This window comes from Luteibacter sp. 3190 (assembly GCF_031456385.1).
Taxonomy (GTDB): domain Bacteria; phylum Pseudomonadota; class Gammaproteobacteria; order Xanthomonadales; family Rhodanobacteraceae; genus Luteibacter.
This window is the reverse complement of record NZ_JAVDUO010000001.1, coordinates 1,926,457-1,944,412: the sequence shown is the minus strand read 5'-3', so window position 1 is coordinate 1,944,412 and position 17,956 is coordinate 1,926,457. Positions and strand designations below refer to the sequence as shown.

11 protein-coding genes are annotated in these 17,956 nt (G+C 68.4%); 6 read left to right on the top strand and 5 right to left on the bottom strand.

The annotated features are described in order from the left end of the window. The first annotated feature begins 191 nt into the window (after positions 1-191). The 3 genes from J2X58_RS08785 to J2X58_RS08775 all read left to right on the top strand — a co-directional run bounded on the left by J2X58_RS08785 (position 192) and on the right by J2X58_RS08775 (position 6,996). Entirely contained in the window at positions 192-5,111 is a 4,920-nt protein-coding gene (locus J2X58_RS08785; protein WP_310047631.1) for an NAD-glutamate dehydrogenase domain-containing protein, read from the top strand. Positions 5,112-5,265: 154 nt separating this feature from the next. Beyond that, entirely contained in the window at positions 5,266-6,024 is a 759-nt protein-coding gene (locus J2X58_RS08780; protein ID WP_090052354.1) for an NAD kinase, read from the top strand. 42 nt (positions 6,025-6,066) lie between these two features. Next, positions 6,067-6,996, top strand: coding sequence for a 5'-nucleotidase (locus tag J2X58_RS08775; protein WP_090052357.1), 930 nt, complete (start codon positions 6,067-6,069; stop codon positions 6,994-6,996). Between the two features lie 7 nt (positions 6,997-7,003). Here J2X58_RS08775 and J2X58_RS08770 read toward each other — a convergent pair whose 3' ends face one another. Further along, entirely contained in the window at positions 7,004-7,879 is an 876-nt protein-coding gene (locus tag J2X58_RS08770; RefSeq protein WP_090052358.1) for a DMT family transporter, read from the bottom strand. Positions 7,880-7,956: 77 nt separating this feature from the next. Continuing rightward, the gene (locus tag J2X58_RS08765; RefSeq protein ID WP_310047626.1) at positions 7,957-8,508 is read right to left on the bottom strand and encodes a hypothetical protein; all 552 of its coding nucleotides are present in this window, start codon (positions 8,506-8,508) and stop codon (positions 7,957-7,959) included. Positions 8,509-8,698: 190 nt separating this feature from the next. On the opposite strand from J2X58_RS08765, the gene J2X58_RS08760 reads away from it, so the two are divergent. From J2X58_RS08760 to J2X58_RS08750, 3 genes are read left to right on the top strand one after another with little or no spacing between them, the layout of a single operon-like run. Beyond that, the gene (locus J2X58_RS08760) at positions 8,699-9,868 is read left to right on the top strand and encodes an acyl-CoA dehydrogenase family protein (protein WP_090052361.1); all 1,170 of its coding nucleotides are present in this window, start codon (positions 8,699-8,701) and stop codon (positions 9,866-9,868) included. 3 nt (positions 9,869-9,871) lie between these two features. Continuing rightward, positions 9,872-10,483: a glutathione S-transferase family protein gene (locus J2X58_RS08755; protein WP_175472731.1), complete on the top strand. Its 612-nt coding sequence runs from the start codon at positions 9,872-9,874 to the stop codon at positions 10,481-10,483. A 20-nt stretch (positions 10,484-10,503) separates the two neighbouring features. Continuing rightward, positions 10,504-12,768, top strand: a complete 2,265-nt coding sequence (locus J2X58_RS08750) for a thiamine pyrophosphate-dependent enzyme (protein ID WP_310047622.1) — start codon at positions 10,504-10,506, stop codon at positions 12,766-12,768. A 13-nt stretch (positions 12,769-12,781) separates the two neighbouring features. On the opposite strand, the gene J2X58_RS08745 is transcribed toward J2X58_RS08750, so the two are convergent. The 3 genes from J2X58_RS08745 to murB all read right to left on the bottom strand — a co-directional run bounded on the left by J2X58_RS08745 (position 12,782) and on the right by murB (position 17,952). Then, complete coding sequence (locus J2X58_RS08745) at positions 12,782-14,491, bottom strand: diguanylate cyclase (protein WP_310047621.1); 1,710 nt, start codon at positions 14,489-14,491, stop codon at positions 12,782-12,784. A gap of 180 nt (positions 14,492-14,671) precedes the next feature. Then, complete coding sequence (gene ppk1 / locus J2X58_RS08740; RefSeq protein WP_310047619.1) at positions 14,672-16,831, bottom strand: polyphosphate kinase 1; 2,160 nt, start codon at positions 16,829-16,831, stop codon at positions 14,672-14,674. Positions 16,832-16,932: 101 nt separating this feature from the next. Further along, the gene (gene murB / locus J2X58_RS08735; RefSeq protein WP_310047919.1) at positions 16,933-17,952 is read right to left on the bottom strand and encodes a UDP-N-acetylmuramate dehydrogenase; all 1,020 of its coding nucleotides are present in this window, start codon (positions 17,950-17,952) and stop codon (positions 16,933-16,935) included. Positions 17,953-17,956: the final 4 nt, after the last annotated feature.

The window sequence follows — 17,956 nt, the reverse complement described above, 5'->3', positions numbered from 1 at the left end:
TGCGTATTGTTGCGATGCACATGCGGCGAGGACGAGCAGCGCATGCCGCGACCGGGCGTTTCGTGCGCGATCGATGCGGCGACGCAGTGAAAATACGGCAACGGCGCGCCCCGGCCGGTGTGGCTACATGCCATGCGTGAGAGCTATGCTTTCACGGATTTCCCGACCTTCCCCACATCGATAATCCGCCCATGAATGCGATTCGCGCTGCCGAAAACGGCCCGTTCCACGCCGTTGTCTTCGATGAACTCAAAAAGATCGACTACCCCGCGGAGCGCCTCAACGAGGCGCGCTTTTTTATCGAGGCCTTCTTCGAGCGGATCGCCCCCGCCGACCACGCGCTGCACGCGCCGGATCGCTGGGCCGCGCTGATCGCCGACCTCCTGGGCTTCGCGCGCGAGCGCACGCCGGGTAAAGCGAAGGTTCGTGTGTACAACCCGGGCGTCTCGGGCACCCGCGCGGTGGTCGAGGTCGTCACCGACGACATGCCCTTCCTGGTCGACACCGTGTCGATGGTGGCCGCGGCCCATGCCGACATCCACGCGATCATCCACCCGGTGGTTCCGGTGGTGCGTTCGGCGTCGGGCGTGCTGGAGTCGATCGGTTCCGGCCCGACGACCGAGTCGATCATGCGCTTCGAGATCGATCGCATCGACGACACCGAGCTCGACACCCTCAAGGCGAACGTGGAAACCGCGCTCGCCGACGTCCGCGAGGCCGTGGACGACTGGCGCGCCATGCGCGCGAAGATGGTCGAGGTCGCGGAGGACCTGGGCCGTCGCTCGCTCCCGTACACCGCCGACGAAGTCCGTGAAGCCACCGATTTCCTACGCTGGGTGGCCGACGACCATTTCACCTTCATGGGCTACCGTGAATACGAAGTCGCCGCCGACGCGGGCGACGAGGTCCTGAAGGCTGTGGAAACGTCCGGCCTCGGCATCCTGCGCACCGCCGAACGCTCTCTGGCGCCGCGCTCGCTGCGCACGCTGGCGGCGAACGAGCTGCCGCGCTCGGGCTCCACGGACGCCATCATCCTGACCAAGACCAACGCGCGTTCGCCGATCCACCGTCCGGGCTACATGGACTACATCGGCGTGCTGCGCTTTGACGACAAGGGCCGGCCGGTCGCGGAACAGCGCTTCCTCGGCCTGTTCTCGTCCAACGCGTACATGGCGCACCCGCAGCACGTGCCGCTCGTGCGCGACAAGTGCGAGGCCGTGATGTCCCGCTCCGGCCTGAAGCGCGACTCGCACTCGGGCAAGGCGTTGCGCCACATCCTCGACACGCTGCCGCGCGACGAGCTGTTCCAGTGCAGCACCGACGAGCTCTTCGCGCTGGCCATGGGCCTGCTCGAACTGGCGCAGCGCACGCGCACGCGCCTGTTCATCCGCCGCGACAGCTACGGCCGGTTCTTCTCCTGCCTCGTCTACATCCCGCGCGACCGCTTCAACACCACGGTCCGCGAGCGCGTCGAAGGCGTGCTGCGCGAGGCCTTCCACGGCGAGCACGTCGACTCCGCGGTGCTGATGGGCGAGGCGGCGCTGGTCCGCCTGCACGTCGTGGTGCGCCCGCGCATCGGCGACCATCCGGTGTACGACGCGGCCGCCATCGAGGCGCAGATCGCCTCCATCGCCCGCAACTGGCACGACGAACTGCGCGACCGCCTCATCGAGAGCGCCGGCGAGCAGCAGGGCATCATCCTGGCCAACCGCTACGGCAAGGCGCTGCCGGCCGGCTACGTCGACGAGGTCGCGCCGCAGGTCGCCGCGGCCGACGTCCGCGCGCTGGCGGGGCTCGATGGCCCCGACGCGATCAGCATGTCGTTCTACCACCCGCCGCACCGGCCGGAGGAACTGCGCTTCAAGGTCTACCGTTCCGGCTCCGACATCGCGCTGTCCGAAGTGTTGCCGCAGCTGGAGAACCTCGGCCTGCGCGTGCTCACCGAGCACATGTACGAGGTGAAGGTGGCCGACAGCCGCCTGTTCATCCAGGACTTCGAGGTCCAGCCGGTCGGCCGCCTCGCGTTCGAGGTGGAGCAGGTCGGGACGCTCTTCGAGGACGCCTTCGAGCAGATCTGGCGCGGCAACGCGGAGAACGACGGCTTCAACCGCCTCGTGCTGGGCGCGAAGCTGGGCTGGCGCCAGGTCGCCGTGCTGCGCAGCTACTGCAAGTACCTCCTGCAGACGGGCGTGGCGTTCTCGCAGGCGTACATGGAAGACGCGCTCAACCATTACCCCGCCATCGCCGGCCTCATCGTCGAGCTGTTCAACGCGCGCTTCGATCCACGTCGCGAGAGCCTCGATGGCGCCGAGCGCGAGCGCGCGGAGAGCATGCTCTCGCACGAGATGCACACGCTGATGGACGCCGACACGCTGGCGGCCCATCCGGGCCTGATCGGCAACCTCGTCGCCTCGCTGGGCAGCGCGCGCGCGGACCAGGTCAAGGCGGTGGAGGAGGCGATCGAGGCGTTGCTCGACAACGTCTCCAGCCTCGACGAGGACCGCATCCTGCGCAGCTTCATCGCGCTGGTGCACGCCACGCTGCGCACGAGCTTCTTCCAGGCATGGGACGGCGCGTTCCGTCCCTACATCAGCTTCAAGTTCGACTCGCACAAGGTGCCCGACCTCGCCAAGCCGGTGCCGTACCGCGAGATCTTCGTCTACGCGCCGCGCGTGGAGGGAATCCACCTGCGCTTCGGTCCCGTCGCGCGCGGCGGCCTGCGCTGGTCCGACCGCCGCGAGGACTTCCGCACGGAGGTGCTCGGTCTCGTCAAGGCGCAGATGGTGAAGAACACCGTCATCGTGCCCGTCGGCTCGAAGGGCGGCTTCTTCGTTAAGCGTCCGCCTGCCGGTGCGGATCGCGACGCGCAGCTGGCCGAGGGCATCGCGTGCTATCGCATGTTCATCAACGGCCTGCTGGACATCACCGACAACCTCGTCGAGGGCAGCGTCGTGCCGCCGCACGACGTCGTGCGCCACGACAACGACGATCCGTACCTCGTCGTCGCGGCCGACAAGGGCACCGCCACGTTCTCCGACATCGCCAACGCGATCTCGACCGAGCACGGCTTCTGGCTCGACGACGCCTTCGCGTCGGGCGGTTCCAACGGCTACGACCACAAGGGCATGGGCATCACCGCCAAGGGCGCGTGGGAATCGGTCAAGCGCCACTTCCGTGCATTGGGCCGCGATTGCCAGGCGGAAGACTTCACGGTGGTGGGCGTGGGCGACATGTCCGGCGACGTGTTCGGCAACGGCATGCTGCTTTCGGAGCACATCCGCCTGCTGGCCGCGTTCGACCATCGGCACATCTTCCTCGATCCGGATCCGGATGCCGCGGTGTCGTTCAAGGAGCGCACGCGCATGTTCGCGCTGCCGCGTTCCTCGTGGGACGACTACGACAAGTCGCTGATCTCGGCCGGAGGCGGCGTGTACCCGCGCAGCGCGAAGTCGATTCCGGTGTCGCCGCAGATCCGCGCCGCCCTCGGCATCCGCGCCGAGGTGACGCACATGGCGCCGTCCGACCTGCTCTCGGCGATCCTCAAGGCGCCGGTCGACCTGCTCTGGAACGGCGGCATCGGCACGTACGTCAAGGCGACCAGCGAAACGCACGCCGACGTGGGCGACCGCGCGAACAACGCGCTGCGCGTCAACGGCAGCGAACTGCGCTGCCGCATCGTGGGCGAGGGCGGCAACCTGGGCATGACCCAGAAGGGTCGCATCGAGGCCTCGCAGGCCGGCGTGCTGATGAACACGGACTTCATCGACAACTCGGCCGGCGTGGACACCTCGGATCACGAGGTGAACATCAAGATCCTGCTCAACGACGCCGTGCAGCGTGGCGAGCTCACGTTCGAGGGCCGCAACAAGCAGCTCGCCGAGATGACCGACGAGGTCGGCCGCCTCGTGCTGTGGGACAACTATCGCCAGAACCAGGCGATCACCGTGATGGAGCACCAGTCCGTGCGCCGTCTCGGCTCGATGGCCCACTTCATCAGCACGCTCGAGGCCGAGGGCCTGCTCGACCGCCAGGTGGAGTCGCTGCCGACGGCCGCGGAACTGGCCGACCGTAAACTCCGCGGACAGGGCATGACGCGTCCCGAACTGTCGGTGCTGCTGAGCTACGACAAGATCCGGCTGTTCCAGCAGCTGCTCGATTCCGACGTTCCGGAAGATCCGTACCTCTCGCGCGAACTGGTGCGGTACTTCCCCGTGCCGCTGCACGAGAAGTACGCCGAGCACATGCAGCGCCATCGCCTGAAGCGCGAGATCATCGCCACCGCGGTGACCAACTCGACGATCAACCGCATGGGCGCGACGTTCATGATGCGCATGCAGGAGGACACGGGCCAGGGCCCGGCGGCGATCGCGAAGGCTTATACCGCCGCGCGCGAGATCCTCGACGCGCGCGACCTGTGGGCGGACATCGAAGCGCTCGACGGGAAGATCGCCGAGGACACGCAGATCGACGCCGTCCTGCAGATCTGGTCGTTGCTGCGTCACCTGACGCGCTGGCTGCTGAACCGTCCGGGTGGTTCGCTCGACATCGCCGCCAACGTCGACCGCTACGCCAACGACGTCACGACGCTGCGCAAGGCACTGCCCGATGCCCTGACGAACACGGGTCGCGGCGACTTCGCGGCCAGCCAGGAGAAGTGGGAAGGCCTGGGCGTGCCCAACGCGCTGGCGATCCGCCTGGCCCGCGTGCCGGTGCTGCGCTCCGCGCTCGACATGGTGGAAGTGTCGCGCCAGAGCGGCCGCGACATCGCGACGGTCGCGACGGTGTTCTACGAACTGGCCGAGGCGCTGGACCTCGACTGGCTGCGTGGCCAGATCGAGGCGCTGGCCGTCGAGGGCGCATGGCACGCGCAGGCGCGCGGTTCGTTGCTGGACGAGCTCAACGCCCAGCATCGCGCCCTCGCGCTTCAGGTGCTCAGCGTGGCCGGCGATCGCACGGATGTGAGCCCGGTGAAGGCCTGGCTGGACCGCGACGACCCGACGCTGAAGTACACCCGCGCGATGCTGGCGGAGATCCTCACCCAGAACGCGGATTACCCGATCGCCTCGGTCGCGGTCCGCAGGCTGGCGCAGCTGGCGCAGATCCCGGTGTGATCGATCGGCTCCCACCCTCCGGTAGAAGGCGGACTTCGCTACCGGAGGGGTGGGAGCGGATCGTATCCGCGATCGGATCTGCGGGATCGTTTCGGACTATCCGGGCGAGACACGACGCACTAAGCTCGCCGCTGGACCAGGAAGCTCCCAGCCCATGCGCCTAGCCTTCGTCGCCAGCGAGACCGAAGTCGCCCAACGCGCCCTCACGGCGCTCAAGAAGCGTTACCGCGGCGTCGCGCCGGGCGACGCGGACATCATCGTTTCGCTCGGCGGCGACGGGTTCATGCTGCGCACGCTGCATGCCCATCGCACGCTCGGCATCCCGTTCTACGGCATGAAACTGGGCCGGCTCGGGTTCCTCATGAACCAGCACGCCATGGATCACCTGCCGGAGCGCATCGAAAAGGCGCACCCCGCGGTCCTTCATCCGCTGGAAATGCACTCCACCTGCTGCGACGGCGTCGAGCACCGCGCCCTGGCATTCAACGAGGTGGCCATGCTCCGCCAGAGCAACCAGGCCGCGCACCTGACGGTCAGCCTCAACGGCGAGATGAAGCTCGACGAGCTGGTGTGCGACGGCATCCTCGTCTCGACGCCCGCCGGCTCCACCGCCTACAACCTCTCCGCGCACGGCCCCATCCTGCCGCTCGACGCGAACGTGCTGGCGCTGACGCCCATCAGCCCGTTCCGGCCGCGCCGCTGGCGAGGGGCGATCCTTCCTCACGCCACGCGCGTCGGCTTCGAGACGAAGGATCCGAACAAGCGCCCGATCAGCGCCACGGCGGATTTCCACGAGGTGCGCGACGTGCGTTCCGTGGAAGTGAAGCAGTCGCGGCGGCATGCCGTGCGGTTGCTCTTCGATCCGGAGCACAACCTCCAGCAGCGCATCCTCGACGAGCAGTTCGCGGAGTAGCCGCCGGCGCTTCGAGAAGGCCCATTGCGCTACGATGCCGCCATGAACGACGACACCCACAACGCCCACGCCGCCTCCTCGGTCCGCGACAACCGCCTCGTCGTGGCGATCTCGTCGCGCGCCCTGTTCGACATGGGCGACAGCCACGAACTCTTCGAGCGTGAAGGCCTCGACGCGTACCGCGCGTTCCAGATCGACCACGAAGACGAGCTGCTGCAACCCGGCGTCGCGTTCCCCCTGGTGCAGAAGCTGCTGGGCCTGAACGCGCTCTCCGGCGACCTGCCGCCGGTGGAAGTGATCCTGCTCTCGCGCAACTCGGGCGACACCGGCCTGCGGATCTTCAACGCCATCCAGCATTACGGCCTGAACATTTCCCGCGCCGCGTTCACCAGCGGGGCGCCGACGTCCGACTACATCGCGCCGTTCAAGGCGGATCTCTTCCTCTCCGCGAACGCCGAGGACGTCGGCCGCGCGCTGCGGGCCGGCGTGGCCGCGGCCACCATCCTGCCGTCCACGGCGCCGCAGCGTTCCAGCGAACAGCTGCGCATCGCGTTCGACGGGGACGCCGTGATCTTCGGCGACGAGGGCGAGCGGGTGTCGCAGGAGCAGGGCCTCGACGCGTTCCACCGCAGCGAGACCGAGCGCTGGGCCGAGCCGCTTTCCGGCGGTCCCTTCCGCGGCTTCCTCGCCGCGTTGCACCGTCTCCAGGCCGCGTTTCCGGCCGAGACCTCGCCCATCCGCACCGCGCTGGTCACAGCGCGTTCGGCGCCCGCCCACAAGCGGGTGATCCTCACGCTGCGTCGCTGGGGCGTGCGCATCGACGAGGCCCTGTTCCTGGGCGGCCGGGACAAGGGGCCGTTCCTCGACGCGTTCGGCGCCGACATCTTCTTCGACGACTCCCCGGCGAACGTCGAGTCGGCACGTCGGCACGTCGCCACGGGCCACGTGCCGCACGGGGTCAGCAACCTCTAGTCCGTCGTCAGACGATGTTCGTCCAGCGCCACCAGTTCGTCTTCTTCTCTTCGCGCACGAAGGTGAAGAGGCCGGCGCCCAGGATCATCACGATGCCGATGAGCATCGGCCAGTCCAGGTGGTCGTGGAAGATGAGGTAGCCGAAGAGGATCGCCCAGAGCATCTGGCTGTATTGCGTCGGCGCGACGCGATTGGCGGGCGCGTGCTGCGTCGCGAGCATGAGCAGGACGGCCCCCGCGGCGGCGAGCAGGCCGTAGCCGAGCACCAGGAACCACTGGTGGGCGTTCGGCCAGACGAAATGCGGCAGCATCATGATGAAGCCCGCGATCATCGGGCCGATCACGCCGGCGCCGTAGAGCGTGATGCGCTTTTCGGTCGCCCCGGCCATGCGCAGCGCGATGATCGAGAGCGCGCCGGTGATGCCGCAGATGATCGCCGCCACGTGTCCGACACCGAGGTGGCGGAAACCGGGACGAAGCACCACGAGCACACCGAGAAAACCGACGATGACCGCGGACCAGCGCCGCCAGCCCACCTGTTCGCGCAGGAACACCACGGACAGGATGGTCACGAAGATCGGCAGGAGGAAGATCAGCGAGAACGCCTCGGCCATCGGCAGCGCCGTGAAGGCCATGACCGCCGTGACATTGCCGATGGCGCCGGCCATGGCGCGGAGGAGCCACAGGCCGGGCATCTTCGAGATCACGATCTCGCTCCAGCGATCGCCGGGCTTCTTGAGGAACGGGAAGGCCGCCATGGCGAGCACCGCGCCGAAGAACACCGCCTCGTACGCGGGCAACGTGCCCTCGAGCGACTTCACGAAGGCGTCGCTCCACGCGTAAGCGGCGTAGCAGGCGAAGCCGAGGATGACACCTTTGATCATGGGCGGGCCCGGGTAAGGGTGAGCCCCATTATGCGCCGCCGCGCGTGATCTCCACGCGCGGGACGGCGCCGGGTGCCTCAGAGCTCCCAGTCGTGGAAGATGGCGCCGCGAAGGATCCGGACCGTGGGCTTGCCCGAGGTGCCGTCGAGCAGCGCCCAGGGGCCGCCGCGAGGGGTGCCGGGCCGGAAGCCCACGTAGAAATCCCTGTTGCCGACGCGGGTCCACAAGGCATCGTCGCGGAAGGTCCAGCGCTGCCGGTCGCCGCCGTCGCATTGCGCCCATTCGAGACCGGCCGTCCGGGTCAGGCAGCGGCCGGCATCGTTGACCACTCGACCCGTATCGCCAGGGTTGGGAAGGCTGATCTTCTCCAGTTCGAACGGGTTGTCTTCGCGAAAGACGCCGAGACGGTCGAGTTCCTTGGTGCTGAACCTGTCGAACAGCGTGCCGTCGCCCGGGTACACGGCGGGCATGAGCACGACGGGGCTGTTACGGGTCAGTGCCTGCACTTCGCCATAGGTCGCGGAATCGGTGGACTGCATGACGAGGGTGCCGAACATGTAGCCCTCCGCGGCGGAGGGCCCGGCGAGGGCGAGGCAGGTGAGGGCGAGCAGGTAACGTGAGGAGCGCATCGGAAGGTCCTGTATCGAGGGGGAGGGCGAGTATTCGCCCCGGGCACGGGCGACGGCTGTAGGCGCCGCGCGTCTTGCGCCGTCCGGTCCGGGCCCGTCGCGCCGTCCTCTTGCTGCATGCCCGCATGACCCGGCGTGAAGGCCGCCGCTACAATCGTGGGGTTTCCCCAACCGCATGTGATCGCCCGCCATGGCCCACCGTCTCGACCCGCTCGATCTTTACGACGTCCGTTCGCTGCTCACCGACGAGGAGCGCGCCGTGCAGGACGCCGTCGGCCGTTTCGTCGACGAAAAGGTGCTTCCGATCATCGGCGACGCCTTCGATCAGGGCCGGTTTCCGGCCGAACTGGTACCGGAGATCGCGTCGCTGGGCCTCCTCGGCGCCACGCTGCCCGAGGAATACGGCTGCGCCGGGATGAACGGCGTGAGCTATGGCCTGATCTGCCAGGAACTCGAACGCGGCGATTCGGGCCTGCGCAGCTTCGCCTCGGTGCAGAGCTCGCTGTGCATGTACCCGATCTTCGCCTACGGCTCCGAGGAGCAGAAGCGCCAGTACCTGCCGCGGATGGCCGCCGGCGAAGTGATCGGCTGCTTCGGCCTCACCGAGCCGCACGGTGGCTCCGATCCGGCGAACATGAAGACGGTCGCGCGCAAGGACGGCGGCGACTGGGTGATCAACGGCGCCAAGATGTGGATCACCAACGGCAACCTCGCGCACATCGCGATCGTCTGGGCCCAGACGGACGACGGCATCCAGGGTTTCATCGTGCCGACCGATACCAAGGGCTTCGCCGCGCAGGAAGTGCACAAGAAGATGAGCCTGCGCGCCTCGGTGACGTCGGGCCTGTTCTTCGACGACGTGCGCGTGCCGGACAGCGCGCGCCTGCCGAACGTGAAGGGGCTGAAAGGCCCGCTCGGCTGCCTCAACCAGGCGCGTTACGGCATCACGTGGGGGCCGATCGGCGCCGCGCAGGCGTGCCTGAAGGAAGTGCTCGACTACAGCGCGCAGCGCGTGCTGTTCGGTCGTCCGCTCGCCGCCAACCAGGCCATCCAGGTCAGGTTGGCCGACATGGCCCGGCGCATCACCACCGCGCAGCTGCTTTCGCTGCAGCTGGGCCGCCTGAAGGACGCCGGCCGTCTGCAACCGACGCAGGTGTCGCTCGCGAAGTGGAACAACGTGCGCATGGCGCTCGACATCGCCCGTGACTGCCGTGACATCCTCGGCGGCGCCGGCATCACGACCGAGCATTCGGCGATCCGTCACGCGCTGAACCTCGAATCCGTCATCACCTACGAAGGCACCGAGACCGTGCACCAGCTCGTCGTCGGCCGCGAGCTCACCGGCATCAACGCGTTCTGACCGATGACCGGCATGCCGACCGTCTACGGCCTGCGTTCGTCGGGCAATTGCTACAAGCTGCAGTTGCTGCTGGACATGCTCGGGCGTCCGTATCGCTGGGTCGATACGGACAGCACACGCGGGGCGACGCGCACCGCCGAATTCCTCGCGCTCAATCCCAACGGAAAGGTGCCCTTACTGGTTCTCGACGACGGGCGCCGGCTCGCCGAGTCGAACGCCATCCTGTGCTATCTCGCCGAAGGCACGCCGTACCTTCCTACGACGTCGTGGGACCGTGCGCGCACGCTGCAATGGATGTTCTTCGAGCAGTACAGCCATGAACCCTGCATCGCCGTGGCGCGCTTCATTTGCCGCTGGCTGCCGGAAGACCACGAGCGTCGCGCCGAGCTGCCGCGCCTGCGCGAGCGCGGCGCCCAGGCCCTCGACGTCATGGAAGAGCATCTCTCGCGCGAGCCGTTCTTCAGCGGCGGCGGTTTCGGCGTCGCCGACATCGCGCTGTTCGCCTATACGCATTGCGCCGCCGATGGCGGCTTCGACCTGTCCCGCTGGCCGCTCGTCGGCACCTGGCTGGAGCGCGTCCGCGCGCGGCCCGGTTTCTCGCCGATGTCCGCCTGATCTTTCCTTCCGAGCACGCCATGTCCGTCCCGCAGCCCATCGCCGCCCGTCACAAGGGTTTCAATCGCGCCGAGATCGTCGACCAGAACTTCGTGGAGTTCGTGAGGGAGTGGCGGGGCGACATCGGCCGGCCCCCCCGCGACGATGAGCCCGTGCTCCCCGGGAGCGCGCTGGACGCGAGGGGCTTCCGTGAGCTGTTCGAGTCGCAGCTGATCAGCCGTCACCTCGACCTGATGGCGCGCGTGCTGCGCGTGCAGAACAAGGTGTTCTACACCATCGGTTCGTCGGGCCACGAGGGTAACGCCATGGTCGCGCGGCTCACGCGGCACACGGATCCCGCGTTCCTGCACTACCGCAGCGGCGGCTTCATGGCGGAGCGTTTCCGCAAGCTGCCGGGCATGGATCCCGTGATGGATTCGGCCCTGTCGTTCGCCGCGAGCAGCGAGGATCCCGCCTCGGGCGGACGGCACAAGGTGTGGGGCAGCAAGCCGTTGTGGGTGCTGCCGCAGACCTCGACGATCGCGTCGCACCTGCCCAAGGCGCTCGGCACCGCGATCGCGATCGAACAGGCCCGCCGCATCGACCATACGCTGCCGATCCCGGCCGACTCGATCGCGATCTGCTCGTTCGGCGATGCGTCGTCCAACCACGCCACGGCGCAGACGGCGTTCAACGCCGCCGCCTGGACGGCCTACCAGAAGCTGCCCGCGCCGGTCCTCTTCGTGTGCGAGGACAACGGCATCGGCATCTCGGTGAAGACGCCGGGCGGCTGGGTCGCGAACAACTTCCGTCACCGCGCGAACCTCGATTACTTCTATGCCGACGGCCTCGACCTCGCGGGCGGTTACGCGGACGTCGAGCGCGCCGTCGCGCATTGCCGCGCCACGCGCCGGCCGACGTTCCTGCACCTCGGGACGACGCGCATCATGGGCCATGCGGGAACCGACTTCGAGATCGAATGGCGTTCGGTCGAGGAGCTCGTGGCCCTGGAGGCGACGGACCCGTTGCTGCGCAGCGCGGTCATCGCGCTCGCGTCGGGGCTGTACACGCGCGACGAACTGCTCGAGCTCAACGAGAGCATCCGCCGGCGCTGCTTCGCGGCGGCCGAGGATGCCGACAGCCGCCCGCGCCTCACGGCGCTCGCCGACGTCATGGCGCCGCTGGCGCCGTACACACCCGATGCCGTGCGTGCCGAAGCCACGCGGGCAGCCGATCCCGCCGAGCGCGAGCGCGTGTTCGGCGGAGAAGGAAAGCTTCCGGAGAACCAGCCGCCGCGGCATCTCGCGATCCAGATCGGCCAGGCGCTGCACGACCTGATGGCGAAGTATCCGGAGAGCCTGCTCTTCGGCGAGGACGTCGCGCAGAAGGGCGGCGTCTACACGGTGACCAAGGGGCTGCACAAGGCGTTCCGCAACGCCCGCGTGTTCAACACGCTGCTCGACGAGACGATGATCCTCGGACTCGCGCAGGGCTACGCCAACATGGGCATGCTGCCGCTGCCCGAGATCCAGTATCTCGCGTATTTCCACAACGCCTGCGACCAGATCCGCGGCGAGGCGGCGTCGCTGCAGTTCTTCTCGAACGGTCAGTACCGCAATCCCATGCTCATGCGCGTGGCGTCGCTGGGCTACCAGCGCGGTTTCGGTGGCCATTTCCACAACGACAATTCGATCGCCGCGCTGCGCGACATCCCGGGGCTCGTCGTCGGCTGCCCGAGCCGCGGCGACGACGCGGCGACGATGCTGCGCACGCTCGCGGCCCTGGCGAAGGTCGACGGACGCGTCACGGCGTTCCTCGAGCCCATCGCGCTGTACATGACCAAGGACCTTCACGAACCCGGCGACGGGCAGTGGCAGTTCGGGTATCCCCCGCAGGGCGAGGCCATGCCGCTGGGCGAGGGCCGCGTCTATGGCGAGGATGCCGACGACCTGGTGATCGTCACCTTCGGCAATGGCGTGCCAATGAGCCTGCGCGCCGCGCGGCGCATCGAAAGCGAGCGCGGCTGGAAGGTGCGCGTCGTGGACCTGCGCTGGCTGGTGCCGCTCAACGACGCGTTCATCGCCACGCAGGTGGCGACCGCGAAACGCATTCTCGTCGTGGACGAGGGCCGCAAGAGCGCCGGCGTGGGCGAGGGCGTGATCACCGCGATCGTGGAAGCCGGCCTCGGCCACGTCCCGCTGCGCCGCGTGGTCGGCGCCGATACGTTCACGCCGCTGGCCGGCGCGGCATTCCTGGTGCTGCCGGGCGACGACGACATCGTCGCGGCGGCGAACGAGCTGGCCTGACCGCGGAAGCGGGCTACTTCGCCTCGGCGCGCCTGACCAGCACCGGTCCGGCGTTCCCCGCGCAGACCGCGCGGTTGCGACCGGCGAGCTTCGCCGAATACATCGCGGCGTCCGCCCGCTCGACCAGCGACTGCACGGTGTCGGCCGGCGAGCGCATGGCGAGGCCGATCGACACGGTCAGCGTGGCGTCGGCGGCGTTCATGTCCAGGCGATGCACGCGCCGGCACAGCCGGGTGGCGACTTGCATCGCGTTTTCCTTGTCCACGCCCTGCAGCAGGGCGACGAACTCCTCGCCGCCGAAGCGGGCGAGCAGGTCGGATGGGCGCAGTTCGTGGCGGAGCGCGGTGGCGACGGCGACCAGCGCGCGGTCGCCCGCGGCGTGCCCGTGGCGATCGTTCAGCGCCTTGAAGTGATCGAGGTCGAAGAAGAGCAGGGCGACGGGACGCGCCGTGCCGGCCTCGAATACCCGCGTGGCGGCTTCCGTCCACGCGCGGCGGTTGAGCAACCCCGTGAGGGGATCCACGTCGGCCAGCTCACGGGCCCGGTCGCGATCGTGACGGATCGTCAGGGCGCGGTCGGACAGGCCGATCGACAGCACGATCGCCTCGAACGCGCCAACGGCGATCGCGGCGTCGGGCAGCCAGGGGGCACCCGCCAGCATGCCCTGCTGCTGCGCACCGCACAGCGCGGTCAGGATCAGCAGCGGCGTCCAGCTCACGAGGAAGAACCACGCGTGACGCGATCCGCGGAAGGCCGCGATGCCGCCGGCGACGAGCATCAGCAGCGCACCGAGGAGCACGAGCGGCTGGAGCAGCAGCTGGGCCATGTCGACCAGGAAATCGATGCCGGTCGCACGCAGCACCACGAGCAGGGGCATCACCAGCGCGAACGCGAGTACCGGCGTGCGCAGCAACGGCACGAATTCGTCGATGCGCGCGAAACGCAGCGCGAACAGGGCGGCGAACGAGACGGACAGGGCGGTCGCCGCCGCGCCCAGCACGTCCGCCATGCCGGCCAGCGATTCCATTTCCAGCGGGTGGAAAGCGAAACCGGAGCGCAGGCCCTGGATCAGCGCGTAGCAGAGCAGGTAGGCGGTGTACCAGCCGAAGGTCATGTCGCGCAGGATCACCGCGAAGCACAACGCCATGAGCGCCATCGTCAGCATCACGGCGAAGCAACCGGTGGCGAAGACCATCCAGCTGCCGTCGTCGCGCAGGTAGTCGGGCCAGGTATCGATCGCGATGGTCACCGCGCCGGGCGGCGCGTCACCGGCGTCGAACTTCAGCAACAGGGCCCGCGATGGCGGGATCGTGTCGGGGACGTTGAAGATCAGGCGCCCGTGGCCGTGCAGCGGTGGCCCGAAATCGTCGAGCGCCGTCGAGGCGATGACCTTGTCGCCGTCGAACAAGGACACGCGCCCGTAGCCGGGATGGCGGACACTGAGGACGCGGTCGCCGGCGGTCCACGGCGGCATGGTGCGCACGACCACCCAGGTCCCGGCCGGCGCGTTCGGCAGGATCTGCAACCGGGTCGGGTCGAAGGAGGGCAGCGGCCGCTGGTCGGCTTCGCGAAGGACGCCGGCCGGCGTATCGCCCGGACGGACCTCCCGCCAGTTGGCGGTGACCGTGTTGGCCACGGCGGACCCGGCGAACAGCAGGCAGCAGAGGAGCGTCGCCTGCAAGAGACGATGGATCCACCCGCCGTGCCGGTTGCCTGCCCGCATTCCGATTCCCGCAGATCGCGTTAGCGCGCCCCGACGGGCCGCGCGGCGTGGATCCGGAAGCGTTTCGATCGAGAAACCCCGTCTCCCCCAACTGCTGCGCCCCCATTCTGCCCGTTACCCGGCGCGTTGTCGCCTTGGTCTTTCGGGCTAGCCCTCATGTGGTGCGCGCGGATTCATCGTTCAGGCGGTTTCGGGGGCCGCCAGGCCGCCGAATCGCTCGAGCAACTGCGTCTGGGCGTCGCGGACCGGCTGGCCGGTCGCGGGCTGGAGCAGGACGTAGGTGCCGTCCGGCTGCTGGACCCAGGCCGAGTGATTGTCCGCGAGGTACATGTCGAGCTCCCGGCGCACGCGCTGGCGCAGTTTCTTGCCCTCGATGGGGAAGCAGGTCTCGACGCGGCGGTCGAGGTTGCGCTCCATGAGGTCGGCGCTGGCGAGGAACAGCGCGGGTTCGCCGTCGTTGTGGAACCAGTACACGCGGCTGTGCTCGAGGAACCGGCCGACGACCGAGCGCACGCGGATGTTCTGCGACACCCCGGGAATGCCCGCGCGCAGGCAGCACATGCCGCGCACGATCAGGTCGATCTTCACGCCCGCCTGGCTGGCGCGGTAGAGGGCCCGGATCAGCTTCGGGTCGGTGATCGCGTTGAGCTTGCAGACGATCTCCGCCTTGCGGCCCGCGGCCGCGTGCGCCGCCTCCCGCGCGATGAGGTCGAGCAGGCCCTTCTTCAGCGTGAATGGCGCGTAGAGCATGCGCTTCATCTTCAGCGCCTTGCCCATCCCCGTCAGCAGGCGGAACAGACGATGCACGTCGTCGCACAGGGCTTCGTCCGACGTGAGCAGGCTGTAGTCGGTGTACAGGCGCGCGTTGCCCGAATGATAGTTGCCGGTGCCCAGGTGCGCGTAGCTCACCAGCTTGCCGTTCTCGCGACGCTGCACGAGCATCAGCTTCGCGTGGGTCTTCACGCCGACGACGCCATAGGTCACCACCGCACCGGCCTGTTGCAGGCGCGAGGCGAGGCTCAGGTTGGACTCCTCGTCGAAACGCGCCCGCAGTTCGACCACGGCGGTGACTTCCTTGCCGGCACGGGCGGCCTCCACCAGCGCGTCGACGATCTCGGAGTTCGCGCCGCTGCGATACAGCGTCTGCTTGATCGTCAGCACCTGCGGGTCCTTCGCCGCTTGGCGGAGGAAGTCCACGACGGGCGAGAACGATTCGAACGGGTGATAGAGCAGGATGTCCTGCTTGCCGATCACCGAGAACATGTCTTCCGCTTCCGCCAACGCCTTCGGCAACGCGGGAACGAACGTCGGGAACTGCAGGCGCGCGTAGGCGGGCTGCAGCGTCATCTCGAAGAGGCGCGCGAGGTTGACCGGGCCGTTCACCTCGTAGAGCGCATCGGCTTCGAGCGAGTACTGCTTCAGCAGGTAGTCGACCAGCGGCTTCGGGCAGTTGTCGGCCACCTCCAGGCGCACGGCGTCGCCGTAGCGGCGCGAGAACAGCTCGCCACGGAGCGTGCGCGCGAGATCTTCGACGTCTTCCGGGTCGATGGTGAGGTCGGCGTTGCGGGTCAGGCGGAACTGGTACGAGCCGAGCACGCGCATGCCGGGGAACAGATCGTCGGCGTGCGCGTGGATGATCGACGACAGCAGCACGTAGTTGTCGCCGCCCTCGCTGACCTCGTCGGGCAGCCGGATCAGCCGCGGCAGGATGCGCGGTGCCGGCACGATGGCGAGGCCCGAATCGCGGCCGAACGCATCGGTGCCTTCCAGCTGCACGATGAAGTTCAGGCTCTTGTTCACCAGGCGCGGGAACGGGTGCGTGGGGTCGAGGCCGATCGGCGTGACCAGCGGCGCGACCTCATGCCGGAAATAACGGCGCACCCACAGCTTCTGCTTGTGCGACCACTGGTTGCGCCGGACGATGCGGATGCCTTCCTTTTCCAGCGCGGGAAGGATCTTCTCGTTGAGGATCGTGTACTGGCGCTCGATCTGCCTGTGCGCGACCTCGGCGATCTCGGCCAGCGCGCGCCGCGGCGGGATGCCGTCGGCGCCGATCATCTCGTGGTCGAACGCGATCTGCTGCTTCAGGCCGGCCACGCGGATCTCGAAGAACTCGTCCATGTTGGACGAGAAGATCAGCAGGAACTTCAGGCGCTCGATCAGCGGCTTGGACTCGTCCAGCGCCTGGTCGAGCACGCGGATGTTGAACTGCAGCTGCGACAGCTCGCGGTGGACGTAGAGGCTGGTGTCGTTGAGGTCGACCTCGGGCAGCTCCGGCGTCGGCGCGGTTCGCGCGGTGCCGGCCTTGGCCGGCGCGGTCGATTCGTTGGGTGGCGTCATCGTGTCCAGGGCTGCGTCCTCGTCGCGTGTCGCGACGCCCCCATGGTACGCCGCCCGCGGAAGCGTATGACCGGGGTGTTACAGGGCCGTGACCCGGTGCCTCACACCACCACCGGTTCGGGCTCCAGCGTCACGCCGAACTTCGCCTGCACGCCCGCGATCACCTTCTGCGCGAAAGCCCACAGTTGCGGCCCCGTGGCCTTGCCGTGATTCACCAGGACGAGCGCGTGGCGGTTGGACATACCGGCGTCGCCTTCGCGCTCGCCCTTGAATCCGGCGGCTTCGATCAGCCAGCCCGCGGAGATCTTCGCCGTATCGCCCGCATGCGGCCATACGGGCATGCCGGGATGGGCGAGGGCGAGGGCGTCCGCTTTCGCGGCCGGAACGATCGGGTTCTTGAAGAAGCTGCCCGCGTTGCCGATCACCGCGGGGTCGGGCAGCTTGCGCGAACGCAGGCGGACGACGGCCTCCGCCACGTGGTAGGGCGTGGCGCGGGCGACGCCCATCTTTTCCACTTCCTCGCGGATGCCCGCGTAGTCGAGCGACAACGGACGCTCGCGGGGCAGGGCGAACGTGACCGCGACGACGATCCAGCGTCCGGCCTGCTGCTTGAAGGTGGAGTCGCGGTACGAGAATGCGCAGGCGGCCTTGTCGAGCACGACGAACTCGCCCTTGTGCGTGTCCCACGCCTCGACCGTGTCGATGAATTCCGCGACCTCCACGCCGTACGCGCCGATGTTCTGGATCGGGGAGGCGCCGACCGTGCCGGGGATGAGGATGAGGTTCTCGAGGCCGGCGAATCCCTGCCCGAGCGACCAGCGGACGAAGTCGTCCCAGCGCTCGCCGGCGGCGACGCGGATGAGCACGCGATCGTCGCGCTGGAACGTCTCGACGCCGCGCGTGGCGATGGCCAGCACGGTGCCGTCGAAGTCGCCCTTGATCAGCAGGTTGCTGCCTTCGCCGAGCACGAGCACCTTGCCGCCCTTGACCGCCGGGTAGGCCAGCAGCTCGGGGATCTTCATGGGATCGCGCACTTCCGCCAGCAGCTTCGCGCGCGCATCGACGCGCAGCGTGTTGCGCTGGCCTAGCGGGGCGTCGCTGGCGAGCGAGAAGCCGCCCATGTCC